A 16,499-nucleotide genomic window follows, 5' to 3' on the forward strand; every position below is an offset into this window, starting at 1 on the left:
TTTTGTTGTTGAGATGCCGCCACGCATCAGACGCGTGGCGAGCTGAATGACACTTGAACGAAAGGCTTCCAAATAACGAAGGCTTGGATTGAGGCGGCGGCATGGCGCCCGGCACCAACGCCAGGGCGCCTGCGTCAGCCTCGCGACAACGAACCGGCGCGAGCCGGTTCGTCTCGTCAGACCTGCGCGATCAGGTCGACCGTTCCCGTCGTGAGCCGATAGATGCCGCCGACGACCTTCAGCTTGCCCTGCTCCACGGCCGCATTGAGGATCGGCGCTGCCGACTTCAGCTTCGCGACGTTGTCGATGACGTTCTGCCGGATCGCCTTGTCGAGGACGTCCCCACCCTGCTGCATCGCAGCCTTCGCTGCAGGCGTGATCGCATCGACCAGCGATGGAATATGGCCCGGCGGCGGCTTGTTGTCCTTGATCGCCTTCAGCGTCGCATCGACCGCGCCGCAAGCGTCATGGCCGAGCACGAGGATCAGCGGCGCATTCAGCACGGCCACCGCGTATTCCATGCTGGCGATGGTTTCGGTGCCGGCAAAATTTCCGGCGACGCGGCAAACGAACAGATCGCCGCGGCCAGTGTCGAAGGCATATTCCGGCGCGATGCGCGAATCGGCACAGCTCAGTACGGCCGCGAACGGATTCTGTCCGCCGACCAACGCCTCGCGCTCGTGCTTGAAATCGTGCCGCCGCGACACGCCGTCGACATAGCGGGCATTGCCTTCCGTCAGGCGCTTCAATGATGCGTCGGGCGACAGCACGTTCTGCGGCTTGGGCGGCGCCTTGGTCTCTTTGGCGAAGGCTCTGCCGGTCAGGGCGAGGCCGAGCGCCGAGGCACCCAACAACATCGCGGATCGTCGCGACGGCGCGATCCTCTCATGTGGGGATTCATAGCACTTGTCGCACATGTCACGTTCCCTCCCGGCGCGATGGACGAACGGCCTCACGGCGATCATAGCCGCAACGCTGTGACGACACCACAAATGACGGTGCGGGCGGAGCTCGAATTTCGCGCGGAGGCTATTCTGCCAACCGAAGCTCTGCGATCGTCGTCCTGGCGGCCGATTCATCCAAGGGCAGGAAATCCAGCGGCCCCTGATTTTTATAGCCGGACGTCATCGCAAGGGTGAGACCCCAGCCCAGCACCCCCGTGCTCGCATTCGCGATCATGGCGCTCTTGCTGAAGCGCGCTACGAAGAACACGGTCTGGCCGGACTGAGCCGAAAAGTCCACGCGCGTGACGCCGAGCGCCGCCTCCTCTGCTACGAACTGGTGCTGGCCTGCCGGGCGATCGACATAGACATATGTCCCGGTCTTCAGGCCCTTGATCGGCGTACCGTCGAGGGAAAATTCCCAGTCCGGATCGCCGATGCCGCCGAAGCCCTTCTCGCGAAACACGACGACACGGGCCTGCCCGGCTTTCGGCGGACCCAGCTTTCGTACCGTCTCCGAATATCCAAGCCCGCTCCTCGCCGTCTCACAGCCGCACAGCAGTGCCGCAGCCACGAGCAATACCAGCCCACGCAATAGCATCACGCCCCCAAATTTTCCCCGAGTGCATGCTAACCGAAAACAGCGAAAGGTTGCAACAGGGCCGCCGCATGTCCCGCGCAAGACATACAGCCGCCTGCAACACCGTGCGCGTTGCTAGAGCTGCTGCACGTCCACCACACCGGCGACCGCCTTGATGGCGCCGGCGATCTGCGGCGAGACCTTGAAGCGGCCGGGCAGCTTCATCTCGACCTCGGTTTCGAGGTCGAGCATCATGACCAGCGAGACCTCGCCGTCGCCGTTGGAGCGGGGCGCGATGCCCGGACTGCCGACCTTCGGCGCGGCGCCGTTCGCCATGTCGGGGCCGGCGAGACGCTTGGCGATCGATTCCAGCGGCTTGGTGTCGCGCACGAAGATGCGCAGGCCCTTCTGCGTCTTGGCCGCGGCCTCGTCCAGCGGCTCGGCGTGCAGCACGCGCGCGCGGACGTCCTCGCCCTGGAGCTCGGCGCCGAGCTGGAGCAGCACCGCGGCGCCCGGTTCCAGGACGTCGCGATATTGCGCGAGGCCTTCGGAGAACAGCACCGCCTCAAAGTGACCCGTGGGATCAGAGAGCCCCATGATGCCCATCTTGTTGCCGGTCTTGGTCCGCCGCTCCATGCGCGACACCACGGTGGCCGCGACCTTGCCGGCGGTGGCGCCGGTCTTCACCGCGCGGGAGAACTCGGCCCAGGACTGCACGCGCAGCCGCTTCAGCACGGTGGCGTAATCGTCGAGCGGATGTCCCGACAGGAAGAAGCCGATCGCGTCATATTCGCGGCGCAGCCGCTCGGCCGGCAGCCAGGGCTCGATCTGCGGCAGCATGATGGTCGGCGCGTCGGCCGAGCTGCCGAACATGTCGTTCTGGCCAATGGTTGCAGCTTCGTTCGCCCGCTGGCACGCGGCGAGAATCGAGTCGGCGCCGGCGAAGACCCGCGCCCTGTTCGGCTCCAGCGTGTCGAAGGCGCCCGCGGCGGCGAGGCTTTCGATGATGCGCTTGTTGATCGCGCGCGGCGACACCCGCGCGGCAAAGTCGGCGAGCGAGGTGAACAAGCCGTTTTTGGTCCGCTCCGCGATGATCTGCTCGACGGCCGCAATACCGACGCCCTTCAGCGCCGCGAGCGCGTAGTAGATGGTCTTGTCGCCGACCTCGAAAGTCGCGCCGGAACGGTTGACATTGGGCGGCTCGACCTTGATGCCGAGGCGCTGCGCCTCGGCGCGGAATTCGGACAGCTTGTCGGTATTGTTGAGATCAAGCGTCATCGACGCGGCGATGAACTCCACCGGGTAATGCGCCTTCATGTAGGCGGTGTGGTAGGACACCAGCGCATAGGCCGCCGCGTGGCTCTTGTTGAAGCCGTAGTCGGCGAATTTCGCCAGCAGCTCGAAGATGGTATCGGCCTGCCCCTTCGGCACGCCGTTCTTCACTGCGCCTGCGACGAAGATCTCGCGCTGCTTCTCCATCTCGGCGCGGATCTTCTTGCCCATGGCGCGGCGCAGCAGGTCGGCGTCGCCAAGCGAATAGCCCGACATCACCTGCGCGATCTGCATCACCTGTTCCTGGTAGATGATGACGCCGAAGGTCTCCTTGAGAATCGGCTCCAGCACGGGGTGGAGATATTCCGGCTCCTCGTCGCCGTGCTTGCGCGCGCAATAGGTCGGGATGTTCGCCATCGGACCCGGTCGATAGAGCGCGACCAGCGCGATGATGTCCTCGAAACGGTCGGGGCGCATGTCGACCAGCGCGCGCCGCATGCCCTGGCTTTCAACCTGGAACACGCCGACCACCTCGCCGCGCGCCAGCATCTGGTAGCTTTCGGCATCGTCGATCGGCAGCGTCGCGAGATCGACGTGGATGTTGCGCGGCTTGAGCAGTTTGCACGCGACGTCGAGTACGGTCAGCGTTTTCAGGCCGAGGAAGTCGAACTTCACGAGGCCCGCGGGCTCGACCCATTTCATGTTGAACTGGGTCACCGGCATGTCGGATTTGGGATCGCGATACATCGGCACGAGTTCGCTCAGCGGCCGATCGCCGATCACGATGCCGGCCGCATGCGTCGAGGCGTGACGGGTCAGGCCTTCGAGGCGCTGCGCGATGTCGAAGGCGCGCGCCACCACCGGATCCTCGTCGCGGAACGCCTGGAGTTTTGGCTCGCTCTCGATCGCGGCGGCCAGCGTCACCGGCGCGGCCGGATTCTGCGGCACGAGTTTTGTGAGCTTGTCGACCTGGCCATAGGGCATCTGCAGCACGCGGCCGACGTCGCGCAGCACGCCGCGCGCCTGCAGCGTCCCGAAGGTGATGATCTGCGCGACCTGGTCGCGACCGTAGCGCTCCTGGACGTACCTGATCACCTCGCCGCGGCGATCCTGGCAGAAGTCGATGTCGAAGTCCGGCATCGAGACGCGTTCCGGATTGAGGAAGCGCTCGAACAGCAGGCCGAACTTGATCGGGTCGAGGTCGGTGATGGTCAGCGCCCACGCCACCAGCGAGCCCGCGCCGGAGCCGCGGCCCGGCCCGACCGGGATGCCCTGGCCCTTCGCCCATTTGATGAAGTCGGAGACGATCAGGAAGTAGCCCGCGTATTTCATGCGCATGATGACGTCGAGCTCGAACGCAAGCCGCGCGTTGTAATCTTCTTCCGTCGTGCCTTGCGACAGCCCGTGTACGCGCAGGCGGTTGGCGAGCCCCTCCTCCGCCTGCCGCTTCAATTCGGCCGCCTCGACGGAAGCGGCATCGGAGCTTGCGGCAGCGCCGACCGTGAAGAACGGCAGGATCGGCTTGCGCGTCATCGGCCGGAACGAGCAGCGCTCGGCGATCTCGACCGTCGAGGCCAGCGCCTCCGGAATGTCGGCGAACAGCACCGCCATCTCGGCGCGGGTCTTGAAGCGGTGATCGGGCGTGAGCTGCTCGCGCTCGGTCTCCGCGATCAGCCGCCCGCCGGCGATGCAGAGCAGCGCGTCATGGGCTTCATAATCGTCGGTCGTGGCGAAATACGGCTCGTTGGTCGCAACCAGCGGCAGGCCCTTGGTGTAGGCGATGTCAATCAGGCTGCTTTCGACCCGCCGCTCCTTCTCGATGTTGTGGCGCTGCAATTCGATGTAGAGACGGTCTCCGAACAGGCTGGCCAGACGCTCGCAGCGCGCCGCCGCGAGCTCGGTATAACCGCCGGCAAGCGCCAGCGAGATCGGTCCGTCCGGACCGCCCGTCAGCGCGATCAGGCCTTCGGTCTCGCCTTCGAGCCAGTCGAACTTGATGTGGGGAGCATGAGTGTCGGGCGTCTCCAGGAACGCGCGCGAGTTCAGCCGCATCAGGCTGCGATAGCCGCGCTCCTGCGCGGCCAGCAGCACCACGCGCGAGGGCAGCAGCACGTTGCGCGCATTGGGATCCTGGTCGCCGAACTCGATCGCGATCTCGCAGCCCACGATCGGCTGGATACCGGAGCCCGCCATCTTGTCGGAGAACTCCAGCGCACCGAACATGTTGTCGGTGTCGGTCAACGCCAGCGCCGGCTGATGGTCTTTCTTCGCTAGCTCGGCGAGCTTGGCGATCTTGATCGAGCCCTTGAGCAGCGAATAGGCCGAGTGAACGTGAAGGTGGACAAATCCGGCGCTCGGCATGGTCGCGTGACGGCCTCTTGCAGATGAGATGGAGCGGTCACCGGCACCGGAGGCATCCTGCACTCGCCCGGCCGACTCGCCTCATAATGGTGGGGCGTCATGGTGCCAGAGTCCACGCCGGAGCGGCCGATCGGCCGCGTCGTCCTGCTTTTCCCCAACCTAGGCCCGCGCCTAGAGCTGCGGGAGCACCTGGGCCCAGATCGCAATCATCCCGACAAACAGCGCGATCGACGCCAACGCGGCGGCCTCTTCAACGAAAATCCTGAACATGGCTTACTCCATGGTGAGAACGTATGAAGAACATTGTTCTCATTTCGTTCTCAGGAGTCAAGCCATCTCGACCATCTCCAAACAGAATGGTTAACCCGCTGAATTTAAGCAACAAAAAAGCCCCGGCCGATGGCCGGGGCTTTCGCCAACCGCTCGAAGTCGAGCGATCGATAGCAGTCTTTTACTCAGTAACGGCCGAGGCTCGGGCCGCCGAACTTGTAGTTCAAGCGAACGAGGCCCATGTCGACGTCCTGGCGGATGCGATCGGTGCCAACCAGGCCTGCGAACGTGACGTTCTTGTCCTGCAGGAAGATGTGGTTGTACTCGACGCCAACCGACCAGTTCGGGGCGAAACCGTACTCGAGGCCGGCACCGATCGTGCCACCCCAACGGGTCTGATCGTTCGAGGACAGCAGCGCGCCGCCAAGGGTCGAGACTTCATACTTGCTGCCGGCGACAGCCGCACCGCCCTTGGCGTAAAGGAGGACGTTGTTCCAGGCGTAGCCGATCTGACCGGTGATCAGACCGAACGAGTCGATCTTGGAGCGGTTGCGCGTCGCGAACAGCGCGCTGACGTTGTCGCCCGAGAAGTCAGCCCAGTTGCCCTGACCTTCGATACCGAACACCCACTGGCCCGACTGCATGCGGTAGCCGATCTGGCCGCCGACCGTGCCGCCGGTCGCATCGTGCGAACCCTCGCGGCCACCGCCGACGAGATCCCAAGTCGAATGGGCGGAACCGCCGCCGCCGTTGACGCCGATGTAGAAGCCGCTCCAGTCGTAGATCGCGGCGACCATCGCCGGCGCCTTGGTGTAAGGCCGCGCAGCGAGGTCAGCAGCCACCGCCGGTGCGGTCGCGCCGAGCGCGACAAGGCTCACAGCAGCAAGCAACAGATTCTTGTTCATTTGATTCCCGTTCCAGTTTCGTCGTTAGGCCCCCGGGCCGTAGCGTCGTCATAGCAGCGCTCGACAGAATTGCTGTAACCTCGACGCCACAGTTCGCGCCAAAGGATCGCGCTTCATTAATGAAGATTTACCAGCGCGCGCGGGAAACCCTTTGAAACAAGAGTTTTCATGAGTTCCATTGTCCACTACACGACATACGCAGCATGCGCGCGTAACAACGTCGCGCGCACGTTCGCGTGATTGGAGAATCGAATGCGCAGACGAATTGCTCTCCCCATTGTCGCCACATTTTCGCTCGCCCTCGCCACATTTGGTTTCACGCTTAGCGCAAGCGTGCCTGCGCGCGCGTTCGGGACCCACCATGCCTTCTGCCTCACCGGCGATGAATGGCCGGGGCTGAGCAATTGCACGTTCGACACTTACGCGCAGTGCCAGGCGAGTTCGTCGGGCCGCGCCCTCACCTGCATCGCGAACCCGTATTTCGCAGGCCAGAGCGACGATCCCTACGCGTATCAGAACAGGCCGCGCGCGCAGGTGCCGGGTTATTCGCCCGGTTACTATTTGCCGCGCTGAGATGCGTCGCGCTCGCTTCGCGCTCCTCGCGATCGGCCTGCTGCTCGCCGGCGCGCCTGCGCACGCGCAGACCTACGATCCGAGCTATCCGGTCTGCATGCAGATCTACGGTCCCGTCGGCTATTTCGATTGCCGCTACACCTCTCTCAAGCAGTGCAGATTTTTAGCCCTCGGTCGGTCAGCGACGTGCGTGGCGAACCCGTATTTTGCGCAGAAGAAGCCCCCTCGCCACTCGCGGCGCGTCAATTAAATCGGGACTTTGATATGCGGCCCGCCTTGCGTTGAGCTTCCGACGCCACGCTCGGCAATCTGGTCGGCGAGACCGGCGCCGCCGCTGGCTCTGGATGATCGAACCCGTTCGGATGCTGCCCGAGATCCGGTGGCTTGAGGACGCCTCCTTAACCAGCCATGGTAACGATCAACGGTCCGCTTCGCGTGGCGATCACGGTGTGCTCGTATTGAACGGTCGGCGCCTCGGGGCTGCTGTAGAGCGTCCATGGATCATCGCCATCCTCTGCCCATTCCGCGCCAAGGGACAGGAACGGCTCGACGGTGAACACGAGGCCTTCGCTCATGATGCGGCGTTCGGAGCGGTCGGGCCACGTTGCGATCTCCGTCGGCTCCTCGTGGAGCGACAGGCCGACGCCGTGACTGGCAAGGTTCCTGACCAGGCTGTAACCGTTCTTCCGCGCAAAGGTCCCGATGGCCTGACCGATACCGGCAATCGGTTTGCCGGCTCCGACCTGCTGCAGGCCCGCCCACATCGCCCGCCGGCCGTCCCTGCAAAGACGTTCGACCGCGCGGGTTGCGGGTGGAACGGCGAATGAGGCTCCCGTATCCGCAAAGAAGCCGTTCTTCTCAGCTGACACGTCGATGTTCACGAGGTCCCCGCGCGCGATCCGCCGATCGCCGGGGATGCCATGAGCGATCTCCTCGTTCACGCTGATGCAGGTTGCGCCCGGAAAGTCGTAGGCCAGCTCCGGAGCCGAACGTGCACCGGCGGCCTCCAGCAGCGTTCGCCCGATCTGGTCGAGCTCGGAGGTGGACATGCCCGGCTCGAGCGCCTTTCCCATTGCCTCCAGGGTATTGGCGACAATGCGCCCGATCTCCTTCAGGCGCGCGAGGTCGTTGTCATCCGAGATTGTCATGTCATGCTCTTCCGAAAGCCGGGACATAGCCCTTGTGAAGGCAGCTTGCAAACGGAAGAGATCGTTTCCAAAACGCGTTCAGATCTCGTCGAGCAAGGTGCGGACTTTGGCAGCCAGGTCTTCGACAGCGAAGGGCTTGGGAAGCAGATGCTTGCCGGCATCGAGCACGCCATTGTGAACGATTGCATTGCGCGTGTAGCCGGTGGTGAACAGCACTTTCAGCGCCGGGTATCGTTTCGACAGCTCGGCCGCCAGCTCGGCGCCGGTCATGTCGGGCATGACGACATCCGTGAACAGCAGATCTGGAACGAAACCATTTTCGATCGTCCTGATCGCCTCTTTGGCGCTGGCTGCCTCGATGACGTTGTAGCCAAGTTCGCGCAGGCTTTCGGACGAAATGTTGCGGACGCGCTCGTCGTCTTCCACGACGAGAATGGTTTCGTTCTGATGGCTTGCACCGGGGGGTATTTCTTCCTGTGACAGAGCTGAGCCCGCCTCCTCGCCGGCGAAGCGTGGAAGGTAGATCTTCACGGTCGTGCCAACATCGACTTCCGAGTAAATTTTGACATGGCCGCCCGACTGCCGCACGAAACCGTAGACCTGACTGAGGCCGAGACCGGTGCCCCTGCCCACGACCTTGGTCGTGAAAAACGGATCGAACACCTTGCCCAGCACGTCGGCCGGAATTCCCGTGCCGTTGTCCGTCACGGCCACGAGAACGTACTGCCCGGGTGCGAGTGCATACTCGCGAGCATATTTTCGGTCTATCGAGACGTTGCTGGTTTCTACTGTCAGCCTGCCGCCCTTCGGCATGGCATCGCGCGCATTGACCGCGAGGTTGATCATCGCGCTTTCCAGCTGGGCCGGGTCTGCCTTGACCCGCCAGAGGCCAGCCGCCAGCACCGTCTCGAGGCGGATCAGCTCGCCCAGCGAGCGCTCGAGCAACTCGCTCATCCCGCCGACCATCTTGTTGATGTCCACGACCTCAGGCGCGAGCGGCTGTTGGCGCGAGAACGCGAGCAGCCTCTGCGTCAACGTGGCTGCGCGATTTGCACCGTCGATGGCGCCCTCGATGAAGCGGTCTATGCTGACCTCTCCCCTGCCGAGCCGCCGCTTGGCAAGATTCAGGCTGCCGAGAATCACGGCCAGCATATTGTTGAAGTCGTGGGCAATGCCGCCGGTCAACTGCCCGACGGCTTCCATCTTCTGGGATTGCCGCAATTGCTCTTCGGCCTTCATGCGCTCGGCAATTTCGTCGGCAACACGTTGCTCCAATCCGGCATTGAGCGCCTCGAGCCGGGTCAAGAGCTGGGCGTTGTCGATAGCGGTGGCGGCATGGCCCGCAATACCAAGCAACGCGGACTCATGCTCGGCTTGGAATTTACCCGTCTCGGCGTGACCGAAGAAAAGTCCGCCGAAAACTTCGCCGGTGCGCGAGATCACAGGGACCGCCAGGTAGGATCGGACCGGAAGATGGCCCTCGGGCATGCCTTTCCGCGGCGCGTTCTTGCCATAGCGGGGGTCGCGCAGGATATCGTCGGACCTCACCACGCCGGAGCCCTCGAAGGTCGGGCCAAAGACGGCTGTGTTACGCGGCATCGGAAAGTTTTCAAACGCGGATCGCGGCGCACCAGACAGCGAATACAGCATGTAGCTGCCGCCATCCGGCGCCAGAACGTTGTAGAAAAAGGCGCCGAATTGAGCACCGGTGAGTCCGACGCCGGCATCCGTCACGATCTGGACGATCTTGTCGAGGTCGCGTTCGCGAGAGACCGAGGCCCCGGTATCATTGAGTATTCTGAGATGACGCTCGGTTTTCTTTTGCGCGGTGATATCCAGAACCGTTCCGATGAACCGAACAGCTTGGCCGTTGGCAAAGATGGCTTGACCGGTCGCGGCGATCCAGCGTTCGACCCCATCCTCGATGCCAATGGTCCGGTATTCCATGTTGTAGTTTGCCGGCGCGTGCGGCGTCAGCGCCGCGGAGACGGCCTCGTGGGCGCGCTGCCTGTCCTCGGGATGAAGGCCCTTCAGGAACGCCCCTTCATAGCTGACTTCGGCGTCGGGCGATAAACCGAACACCTCCTTGCAGCGGCTATCCCATCGAAGGACGTTGTTGACCGGGTCGTAGTCCCAGGTGCCGATACCAGCCGCCTTGTTTGCAAGCGTCAGTCGTTCGGCGGCCTCCCGCGCCGCCTGTTCCGATCGGACGCGCTCGATGTGGGCCCACGATCGCTCGGTCACTTCGGTGAGCAAGGCGAGTTCGCGCGGCGTCCACTGGTGCGGGCCCCGGTGATGGATCGCCATCAAGGCGGTGAGTTGCCCTTCTTTGACCAAGGGCATGCAAATCGTCGAACCGATCCCGATGTTCTGGAAAGTGGCGGCTTCCTCAGGCGCAAGCTCCTTCAAATTGTCATTGATGATCAGGGGCCTGCCGGCGCCGAGCTCTCGCACCGCCTTCTTCCCGAAGTCAGCTAGGCTGTAGTGACCAAGGATATGCACCGCGCCCGGCGCCGCCCAATCCCCGCGTATGGTGAAGCCGTCCTGGTCGGGATCCATATCGGCATAGGCACAGCTCGATACCTCGAGATGCTCGCCAAGCATCCTGGTCGTCACCGCCATCACGCCGTCGGCATCGCGGGTCCTGGCCGTCTCCTTGTTGAGTGCGTCCAGGAAAAGCAGCCGGGCTTCGTTCTCCCGCACAGCCGTCTCCGCACGCCGGCGCTCGACGGCCGTGCGCGTACGCTCGGCAACATCGCGAATGAGCTCCAGCTCTTCGGGGCTCCATTCGCGCGGCCCGGCATTATTCAAATACAGCAGCGCCACGACCCCATCGGGCTCCGAGATCGGCATGTTGACGAGCGCGCGCGCAGAGATCGCCTCGAGAGCCTCGGCACGATCGCCGACGCGAGGGTCTTTTTCCGCATCGGCACAGATGACGGTCTCGCCCCGCTTGAGATCTTCGATGTAGCTGCCATAGTCGCGGAAGCGCAGCACGCCTGCGAGGCTCAGGATGCCCGGTGCGTTCCAGTCGCGGACAATGGTGATGGTCTCGGCTGAGGTGTCGACCGTGCCATAGCCCGCCCGGCTGACGTTGAGGCTGCGGCCGAGCAGCTCCGCCGCGGCATAGGCGAGATCGTCGGGATTGCTGATCTCTCGGATGTAGTCGCCGAGTGTGGCTAAGACGGAATTGCGATCGGCCGAGCGGATCCCGGTCGCTGTCGTCATTGGTCTTCCCCTGCCACTTCCTAGCTCCACGAGGAGCTACTGCTTGATCGTCCCACTGCTGTTCGCTTCGACCGGTGAGCCCGCCTGACCCTTTGAGTGATGCAGCCGGGTCGCGCAAATTGTCTGCGCGATAACCGCATGATGGCGTTTAGGTTCCCGTCGTCACCGTCCCCTGGGAGACGCCGTTCTACCTGCGCCATTTGGCCTCCGAATGCCAATCCAGACGTCGGGGACAGACCCGCGCGAGCGCGCCACCGCAAGTTGTGGCAGCGCGGATCGTCGCGTAGCATCGGCGTCTGCTTTTCACCGCGCGTGGCCCCATCGTTTCATGCTCGCCCGTCGTCTGCTTGTCCTGGCCTTGCTATTGCTTCCCGGCGCATTGCATGCCGAAGGGACGCCGGCCGAGAAGGCTGGATTTGCGTCCAGGCTGACGATCTATCTTGCCAAGGGGCCACCCGACGCGTGCGGACCGGGCTGCGACCGGTGGATCGCCATCGAGGGCGATATCGACCAGGACGCCGCGCCGCGCATTCGCCGCTTCCTCGCCGGCGTCAAGGACACGCAGCGTCCGATCTACCTGTATTCACCGGGTGGAAACGTGGAGCAGTCCTATGTCATCGGGCGGTTGTTGCGCACCCGCGAGGCGGTCGCTCGGGTTGGCCGGACCATCGCGACGGCGTGCGCCGCGGGCACGCAGGTGGACGCCGCGTGCCTGAAAATCAAAAATACCGGCGGCGAGGTGGAAGCCGAACTCACCACTTACCATGCGATGTGCAACTCGGCCTGCGGCTACCTGTTTCTCGGAGCGACATCGCGCGAGGTCGCCCCCGACGCCGCGCTGGCGGTTCATAATTCCAGGCTGGTCCTTGCCTTTCACGGGCATCCGCCTCCGGCGGCGGTCGCGGAATACAGGCAGCGCCGGATGGCCAGGGCCGATCGCGATCGCGCTGCGTTCATCGCGGCGATGGGGATCAGCCGCGAGCTAGACGATCTGATCCGGACGGTGACGTTCGAAAACCTGCACCTGCTGACGCGCGCCGAGCTCTATCGTTTCGGCATCGACACGCGTTCGCTTGCCGAAACGGCGTGGAAACTGGAAAAGGAAGCGCGCCCCTTCGTCCGCAAGATCGCGATGCTGAAGGAGAACGGCGCTTCGTTCCGGCCTATGGAATGGCGTCTGTCTTGCGAAAGCGGAAAGCGCGTGCCGTTGACATTCGCGCGCGAGATCGACGAGACGGCCGTCGGCAAGACCACCATCCGGGTGACGGCGGACGCCGCTCCGGACAACGCGGCCGGAGGGTCTGCGTTGCGGACTGGAAAATACGAAGTCTGGCGCGGCAGCATCGATCCGGACATGCTCAAGGCGATACTGGCGTCCCGCTCCCTCCATGTCCGCGAAACCACGCTGTTACCCGACGACAAGGCGGACATCACGAAATTCGACATCGACTTGACGGGCCTGACGTCCGTGTGGCCGCAGCTTGCGGCGTCATGCGCGGCGGCGACGCCGGCTCCGAAGAGCCCGTGGCCGGCCACTCAGCAGCCGAACGCCAGCGTAACGCCCCCGGCCGCACCGTCGCCATGAGTCAACGTGGCGAAACTCGAACATCGCGCCGAAGGTCAGCTCCGCCAGGGAGTGTTGCGGATGCGCGTGCATGCGTTCGGCTTGTGAAATGTGGGGTCGTGATCTTCGATGTAATCGAAATTGACAGTCCCGAACGTGGTCTGCGGCTTCTTCAAGGCCGAGCAGGTTTGTACCTGAAGGAATTCGTTCTTGAAATCACCGCGCGGAAATGCGGTGGTCACCTGGTCGCGCTGCTCTGGCGAGTACTCGTCATAGCCAATCCCCACGACGTCGACCAACACACCCGCATTCGTGAGAGCGATTTCCGGCCGCATGTATTGTGGAATTCCGGGCGTCGTATGTAACGCGATCGCCTCCCAAACCAGATCGGCTTTTGGCTCGTCGATGCCGTGCCCCCTCAGAAATTCGCGGGCGGCATCGGCGCCATCAACTTCAAATCGCTTGGTCTGTGTATGGTAATGGTCGACAAGCCCGAGATCGTGGAACAGCGCCGCGATGTAGAGCAGCTCGGAATCGAATTTCAGATTTTGCCGATGTCCCTTGATCGCGCCGAACACAAAGACGCGGACCGAGTGGTTGAACAACATGTCGTTTTCGTACTGGCGCACCAGCTCGGCGGCCTCCCGTGCGATCTTGCTGTCGGGAATCTTCACGCCGGAAATTGCGATGGTCATTTCAAGCTCCTGCCTTGAATCGCCGATATCTCAGGACATGCCGTCGCAGTCGATGGCATGTGTTTACCCTCTTGCCGTCTGGCACCGGGGTCAGGCTGCCATCTCTTTCGCGGCCTGTGGCGTATTTCGGAAGCTGATTGCCATGCGATTGTACGCATTCATCAGGCCGATCGCGATGGTGAGATCGACGAGCTCGCGCTCCTCGAAGACGGCGCGGGCAGCCTCGTAAGCTTGATCCGGGATGCCGGTTTCGGCCACACGGGTCACCGTTTCAGCCCATGCGAGGGCGGCACGCTCCCGCTCGTCGAAGAGATGACCGCCTTCCGCCCAGGCCTGCACCAGCGCGATCTTTTCGATCTTCTGTCCGCTCTTCAGCAGATCGCGCGTGTGCATGTCGAGGCAGTAGGCGCAATTGTTGATCTGCGAAATGCGCAGATAAACCAGAGTGACGAGCGTTGCAGGAAGATTGCTCTGCATGACATAGCCGTAAACGCCGCCGAGGGCTTTCATGCCTGCGGGTGCAATGCGGTCGTGGTCGAGACGCTTAGCCATTTTCATACTCCATGATCGGTTCTGTTCGGCGGCTGTCGCCATGCACTTCCGCCATGTACTTCCCTGCCCGATAAATGGCCCCGCCCTGGTCTACAAAAAAGCACCAAGAATGGACGAAAATCGTGTACCACGGGGGCATGGTCAAACCGCTGCAGCTGGAGCTCGATCGATCTGCGAAGACGCCATTGGCGGAACAAATCCGCAGAGGTATCGGAGCTGCCATCGAGAGCGGCGTGCTGGCTCCGGGAGCTCGTCTGCCCTCATGGCAGGATTTGGCGGCTCAGCTGGGCGTGGCGCGCGGCACCGTGCGATCGGCCTACGAAAAACTTTCCTCTGCGCAACTGATCGTCGCGTCGCGCGCGACCGGAACGCGTGTTGCGGATCGACCCACCTTTACCCCTCGGCAGGAAGCAGCTCCCCACCCCGGCTCGTTCATGGAGATGTACCAGGAGCTCACTGCGGGACCGGCCGTTTTCCAAATGGGTGTGCCCGCTCACGAGACCTTTCCCGCCAAGCTCTTCTCGAGGATGCGCACGCGGGCGGTGCGCGCGGAAACCAGCGCACCGGCCATTTATCGGGATCCCCGCGGCGAGCTGGAATTGAGGCGCGACATTGCGGCATATCTCGCGCTGGCGCGGGGGATCGAATGTGCACCGTCGCAGATCATCATCACCGGCGGCTTCAGCAGCGGCCTCGGACTGGCACTCCGGGTTCTCGGCCTCGAGCAGAAGAAGGTCTGGATGGAGGACCCGGGCTTCCCCTTCACAAGGCACGGCCTTGAGCTTGCAAGGTTGTCGATCAGGCCGATCCCAGTTGATGCAGACGGCATTGACGTCGGTTACGGCCTGAAACACGCTCCTGATGCTGCATTGGTGGTCGTGACGCCGGGACAGCAGGCACCGCTTGGCTCCACCTTGTCGCTGGCAAGACGTTCATGTCTTCTCGACTGGGCAGCCCAGGAAGGGGTGTGGGTGATCGAGGACGACTATCTGAGCGAGCTTCAGCTGAGAGGGCGCGCCACACCGGCGCTCGCCTCTCTCGATCGTTTCGGGCGCGTCATTCATATCGGGTCCTTCAGCAAGACTCTGACTCCTGCCTTGCGGCTGGGCTTCGTCGTTGCACCCGCCTCTCTGGCATCCCGTTTTGCCGAGGTGGCGGCGTGCCTCGCTCCGGCGCCCGGGCCCTCCGTACAGCTCGCAACCGCCGAATTCATCCGCGACGGCCACTATCTGCGGCATCTTCGACGCACGAAGCGGGCCTATGCCGCGCAAGGCGATGCGCTGCTGAAATATTTGAAGGCACGCGCCAAGGACGTTGCGAAGGACGTTGCGATCGCCGGATTGGCCGCGGTCTTGAGACTGCCGGACGGAACCTCCGACGTCGCGATCGCGAGGGAAGCAGCATCGTTTGGGTTGGCGCCCACGCCCCTGTCGCTATGGCATGCGTCCGCGGCCTCGGCGCGATCCGGCCTGTTGCTGGGCGTCGCCACATCTCCCCACAAGAGGATCGAGGCGTCCTGCGATCGGCTGCTTCAGATCATCGACCGTCATACGTGACGAGCTTCGACCCCATGTTTCCGCAATCTACACCGGCGTGTAGATCACGAGCTTCAGCGCCGGATCGTCATTGGCCTGAAAGCTCGTGTGCTCGAACCGGAGCACGCCCTTGGTCGGATGGTTCATGATCTTGAGGCCTGCGGCGGTGCTGCGGATCTCGTGTGCTTCCCACCATTTGACGAATTCCGGACTGCCCTGGCGCAGCCGCGTCAGCAATTCCGTAAAGGCGGGATCGCCGGCCCAGACGTCGTGAGTGGCGCGAAACATCGCGACCATGCTCTTGGCGATGTCAGCCCAGCCGGCACCGTAGAATTTTCGCGTCTGCTTGTTCGTCATCACCAGCAGCAGCGTGTTGCGGTCCTGCTCGGGCAATTGTCCGAACCCGAAGATTTCCTCGGCCGCCGCGTTCCAGGCCAGCACGTCCCAGCGCCGCCCCGTGACATAGGCCGGCTGCGCCAGGCTTTCGATCATCCGCCGAATTGGCGGCGGCACGGTCTCGCGCGCGAACGCGCGCCTGTCGCCGTCGCGCGCAAGTGCCTTGAGATGGGCGTGCTCGGTCTTGCTGAGGCGCAACGCTCGCGCCAGCGCATCCACGGTAGTGACCGAGGGGCTGACGGTGCGGCCCTGCTCGAGGCGGATGTACCAGTCGACGCCGATGCCGGCGAGCTGCGCCACCTCTTCGCGGCGCAGGCCCGCCGTGCGACGCCGCCGGCCCGCGGGAAGCCCGACCGTCTTCGGCGACAGCTTTTCGCGGCGGGACCTGAGAAAGTCGCCGAATTCGACGCGGCGTGGGTCGGCCATGGTGACGTGCCTCGATGGAGGGCCTGGGGAATACTAGGATAATACCAGGCCTT

At 63.5% G+C, this 16,499-nt stretch carries 13 protein-coding genes; 4 read left to right on the top strand and 9 right to left on the bottom strand.

Annotation, left to right across the window (positions count from 1 at the left end):
• Positions 1–176: 176 nt before the first annotated feature.
• The 4 genes from IVB13_RS02465 to IVB13_RS02480 all read right to left on the bottom strand — a co-directional run bounded on the left by IVB13_RS02465 (position 177) and on the right by IVB13_RS02480 (position 6,329).
• Positions 177–857, bottom strand: coding sequence for a carbonic anhydrase (locus tag IVB13_RS02465; protein ID WP_247487553.1), 681 nt, complete (start codon positions 855–857; stop codon positions 177–179).
• 172 nt (positions 858–1,029) lie between these two features.
• Positions 1,030–1,542, bottom strand: coding sequence for a DUF2846 domain-containing protein (locus tag IVB13_RS02470; protein WP_247487684.1), 513 nt, complete (start codon positions 1,540–1,542; stop codon positions 1,030–1,032).
• A gap of 114 nt (positions 1,543–1,656) precedes the next feature.
• The gene (dnaE, locus tag IVB13_RS02475) at positions 1,657–5,154 is read right to left on the bottom strand and encodes a DNA polymerase III subunit alpha (RefSeq protein WP_247487555.1); all 3,498 of its coding nucleotides are present in this window, start codon (positions 5,152–5,154) and stop codon (positions 1,657–1,659) included.
• A gap of 455 nt (positions 5,155–5,609) precedes the next feature.
• Positions 5,610–6,329 carry an outer membrane beta-barrel protein gene (locus IVB13_RS02480; protein WP_085394829.1) on the bottom strand — a complete coding sequence of 240 codons (720 nt, stop codon included), beginning with the start codon at positions 6,327–6,329 and terminating at the stop codon, positions 5,610–5,612.
• Between the two features lie 252 nt (positions 6,330–6,581).
• Here IVB13_RS02480 and IVB13_RS02485 point away from each other — a divergent pair, with 252 nt between their 5' ends.
• A complete protein-coding gene (locus IVB13_RS02485) occupies positions 6,582–6,902 on the top strand; it encodes a DUF3551 domain-containing protein (RefSeq protein ID WP_018455047.1) in 321 nt (106 codons plus the stop codon).
• A gap of 1 nt (position 6,903) precedes the next feature.
• On the top strand, positions 6,904–7,152 hold the full coding sequence (locus tag IVB13_RS02490; RefSeq protein ID WP_247487557.1) for a DUF3551 domain-containing protein: 249 nt from the start codon (positions 6,904–6,906) through the stop codon (positions 7,150–7,152).
• Positions 7,153–7,300: 148 nt separating this feature from the next.
• Here the strand turns inward: IVB13_RS02490 and map are convergent, their stop codons facing one another.
• Together map and IVB13_RS02500 are read right to left on the bottom strand one after the other, a co-directional pair.
• On the bottom strand, positions 7,301–8,050 hold the full coding sequence (gene map, locus IVB13_RS02495) for a type I methionyl aminopeptidase (protein ID WP_247487559.1): 750 nt from the start codon (positions 8,048–8,050) through the stop codon (positions 7,301–7,303).
• 78 nt (positions 8,051–8,128) lie between these two features.
• A complete protein-coding gene (locus tag IVB13_RS02500; RefSeq protein ID WP_247487561.1) occupies positions 8,129–11,278 on the bottom strand; it encodes a GAF domain-containing protein in 3,150 nt (1,049 codons plus the stop codon).
• Between the two features lie 328 nt (positions 11,279–11,606).
• Here IVB13_RS02500 and IVB13_RS02505 point away from each other — a divergent pair, with 328 nt between their 5' ends.
• Positions 11,607–12,863 (top strand): hypothetical protein, encoded by a 1,257-nt coding sequence (locus IVB13_RS02505; protein ID WP_247487563.1) that lies wholly within the window; start codon positions 11,607–11,609, stop codon positions 12,861–12,863.
• 35 nt (positions 12,864–12,898) lie between these two features.
• On the opposite strand, the gene IVB13_RS02510 is transcribed toward IVB13_RS02505, so the two are convergent.
• The gene (locus IVB13_RS02510; RefSeq protein ID WP_085353295.1) at positions 12,899–13,537 is read right to left on the bottom strand and encodes an HD domain-containing protein; all 639 of its coding nucleotides are present in this window, start codon (positions 13,535–13,537) and stop codon (positions 12,899–12,901) included.
• 90 nt (positions 13,538–13,627) lie between these two features.
• Entirely contained in the window at positions 13,628–14,089 is a 462-nt protein-coding gene (locus IVB13_RS02515; protein WP_247487686.1) for a carboxymuconolactone decarboxylase family protein, read from the bottom strand.
• Between the two features lie 137 nt (positions 14,090–14,226).
• Here IVB13_RS02515 and IVB13_RS02520 point away from each other — a divergent pair, with 137 nt between their 5' ends.
• On the top strand, positions 14,227–15,645 hold the full coding sequence (locus IVB13_RS02520) for a PLP-dependent aminotransferase family protein (RefSeq protein ID WP_247487565.1): 1,419 nt from the start codon (positions 14,227–14,229) through the stop codon (positions 15,643–15,645).
• A gap of 27 nt (positions 15,646–15,672) precedes the next feature.
• On the opposite strand, the gene IVB13_RS02525 is transcribed toward IVB13_RS02520, so the two are convergent.
• The gene (locus IVB13_RS02525) at positions 15,673–16,446 is read right to left on the bottom strand and encodes a helix-turn-helix transcriptional regulator (protein WP_247487568.1); all 774 of its coding nucleotides are present in this window, start codon (positions 16,444–16,446) and stop codon (positions 15,673–15,675) included.
• Between the last annotated feature and the right edge of the window lie 53 nt (positions 16,447–16,499).

Origin of the sequence: Bradyrhizobium sp. 17 (assembly GCF_023073515.1) — a bacterium.
Lineage (GTDB): Bacteria > Pseudomonadota > Alphaproteobacteria > Rhizobiales > Xanthobacteraceae > Bradyrhizobium > Bradyrhizobium canariense_D.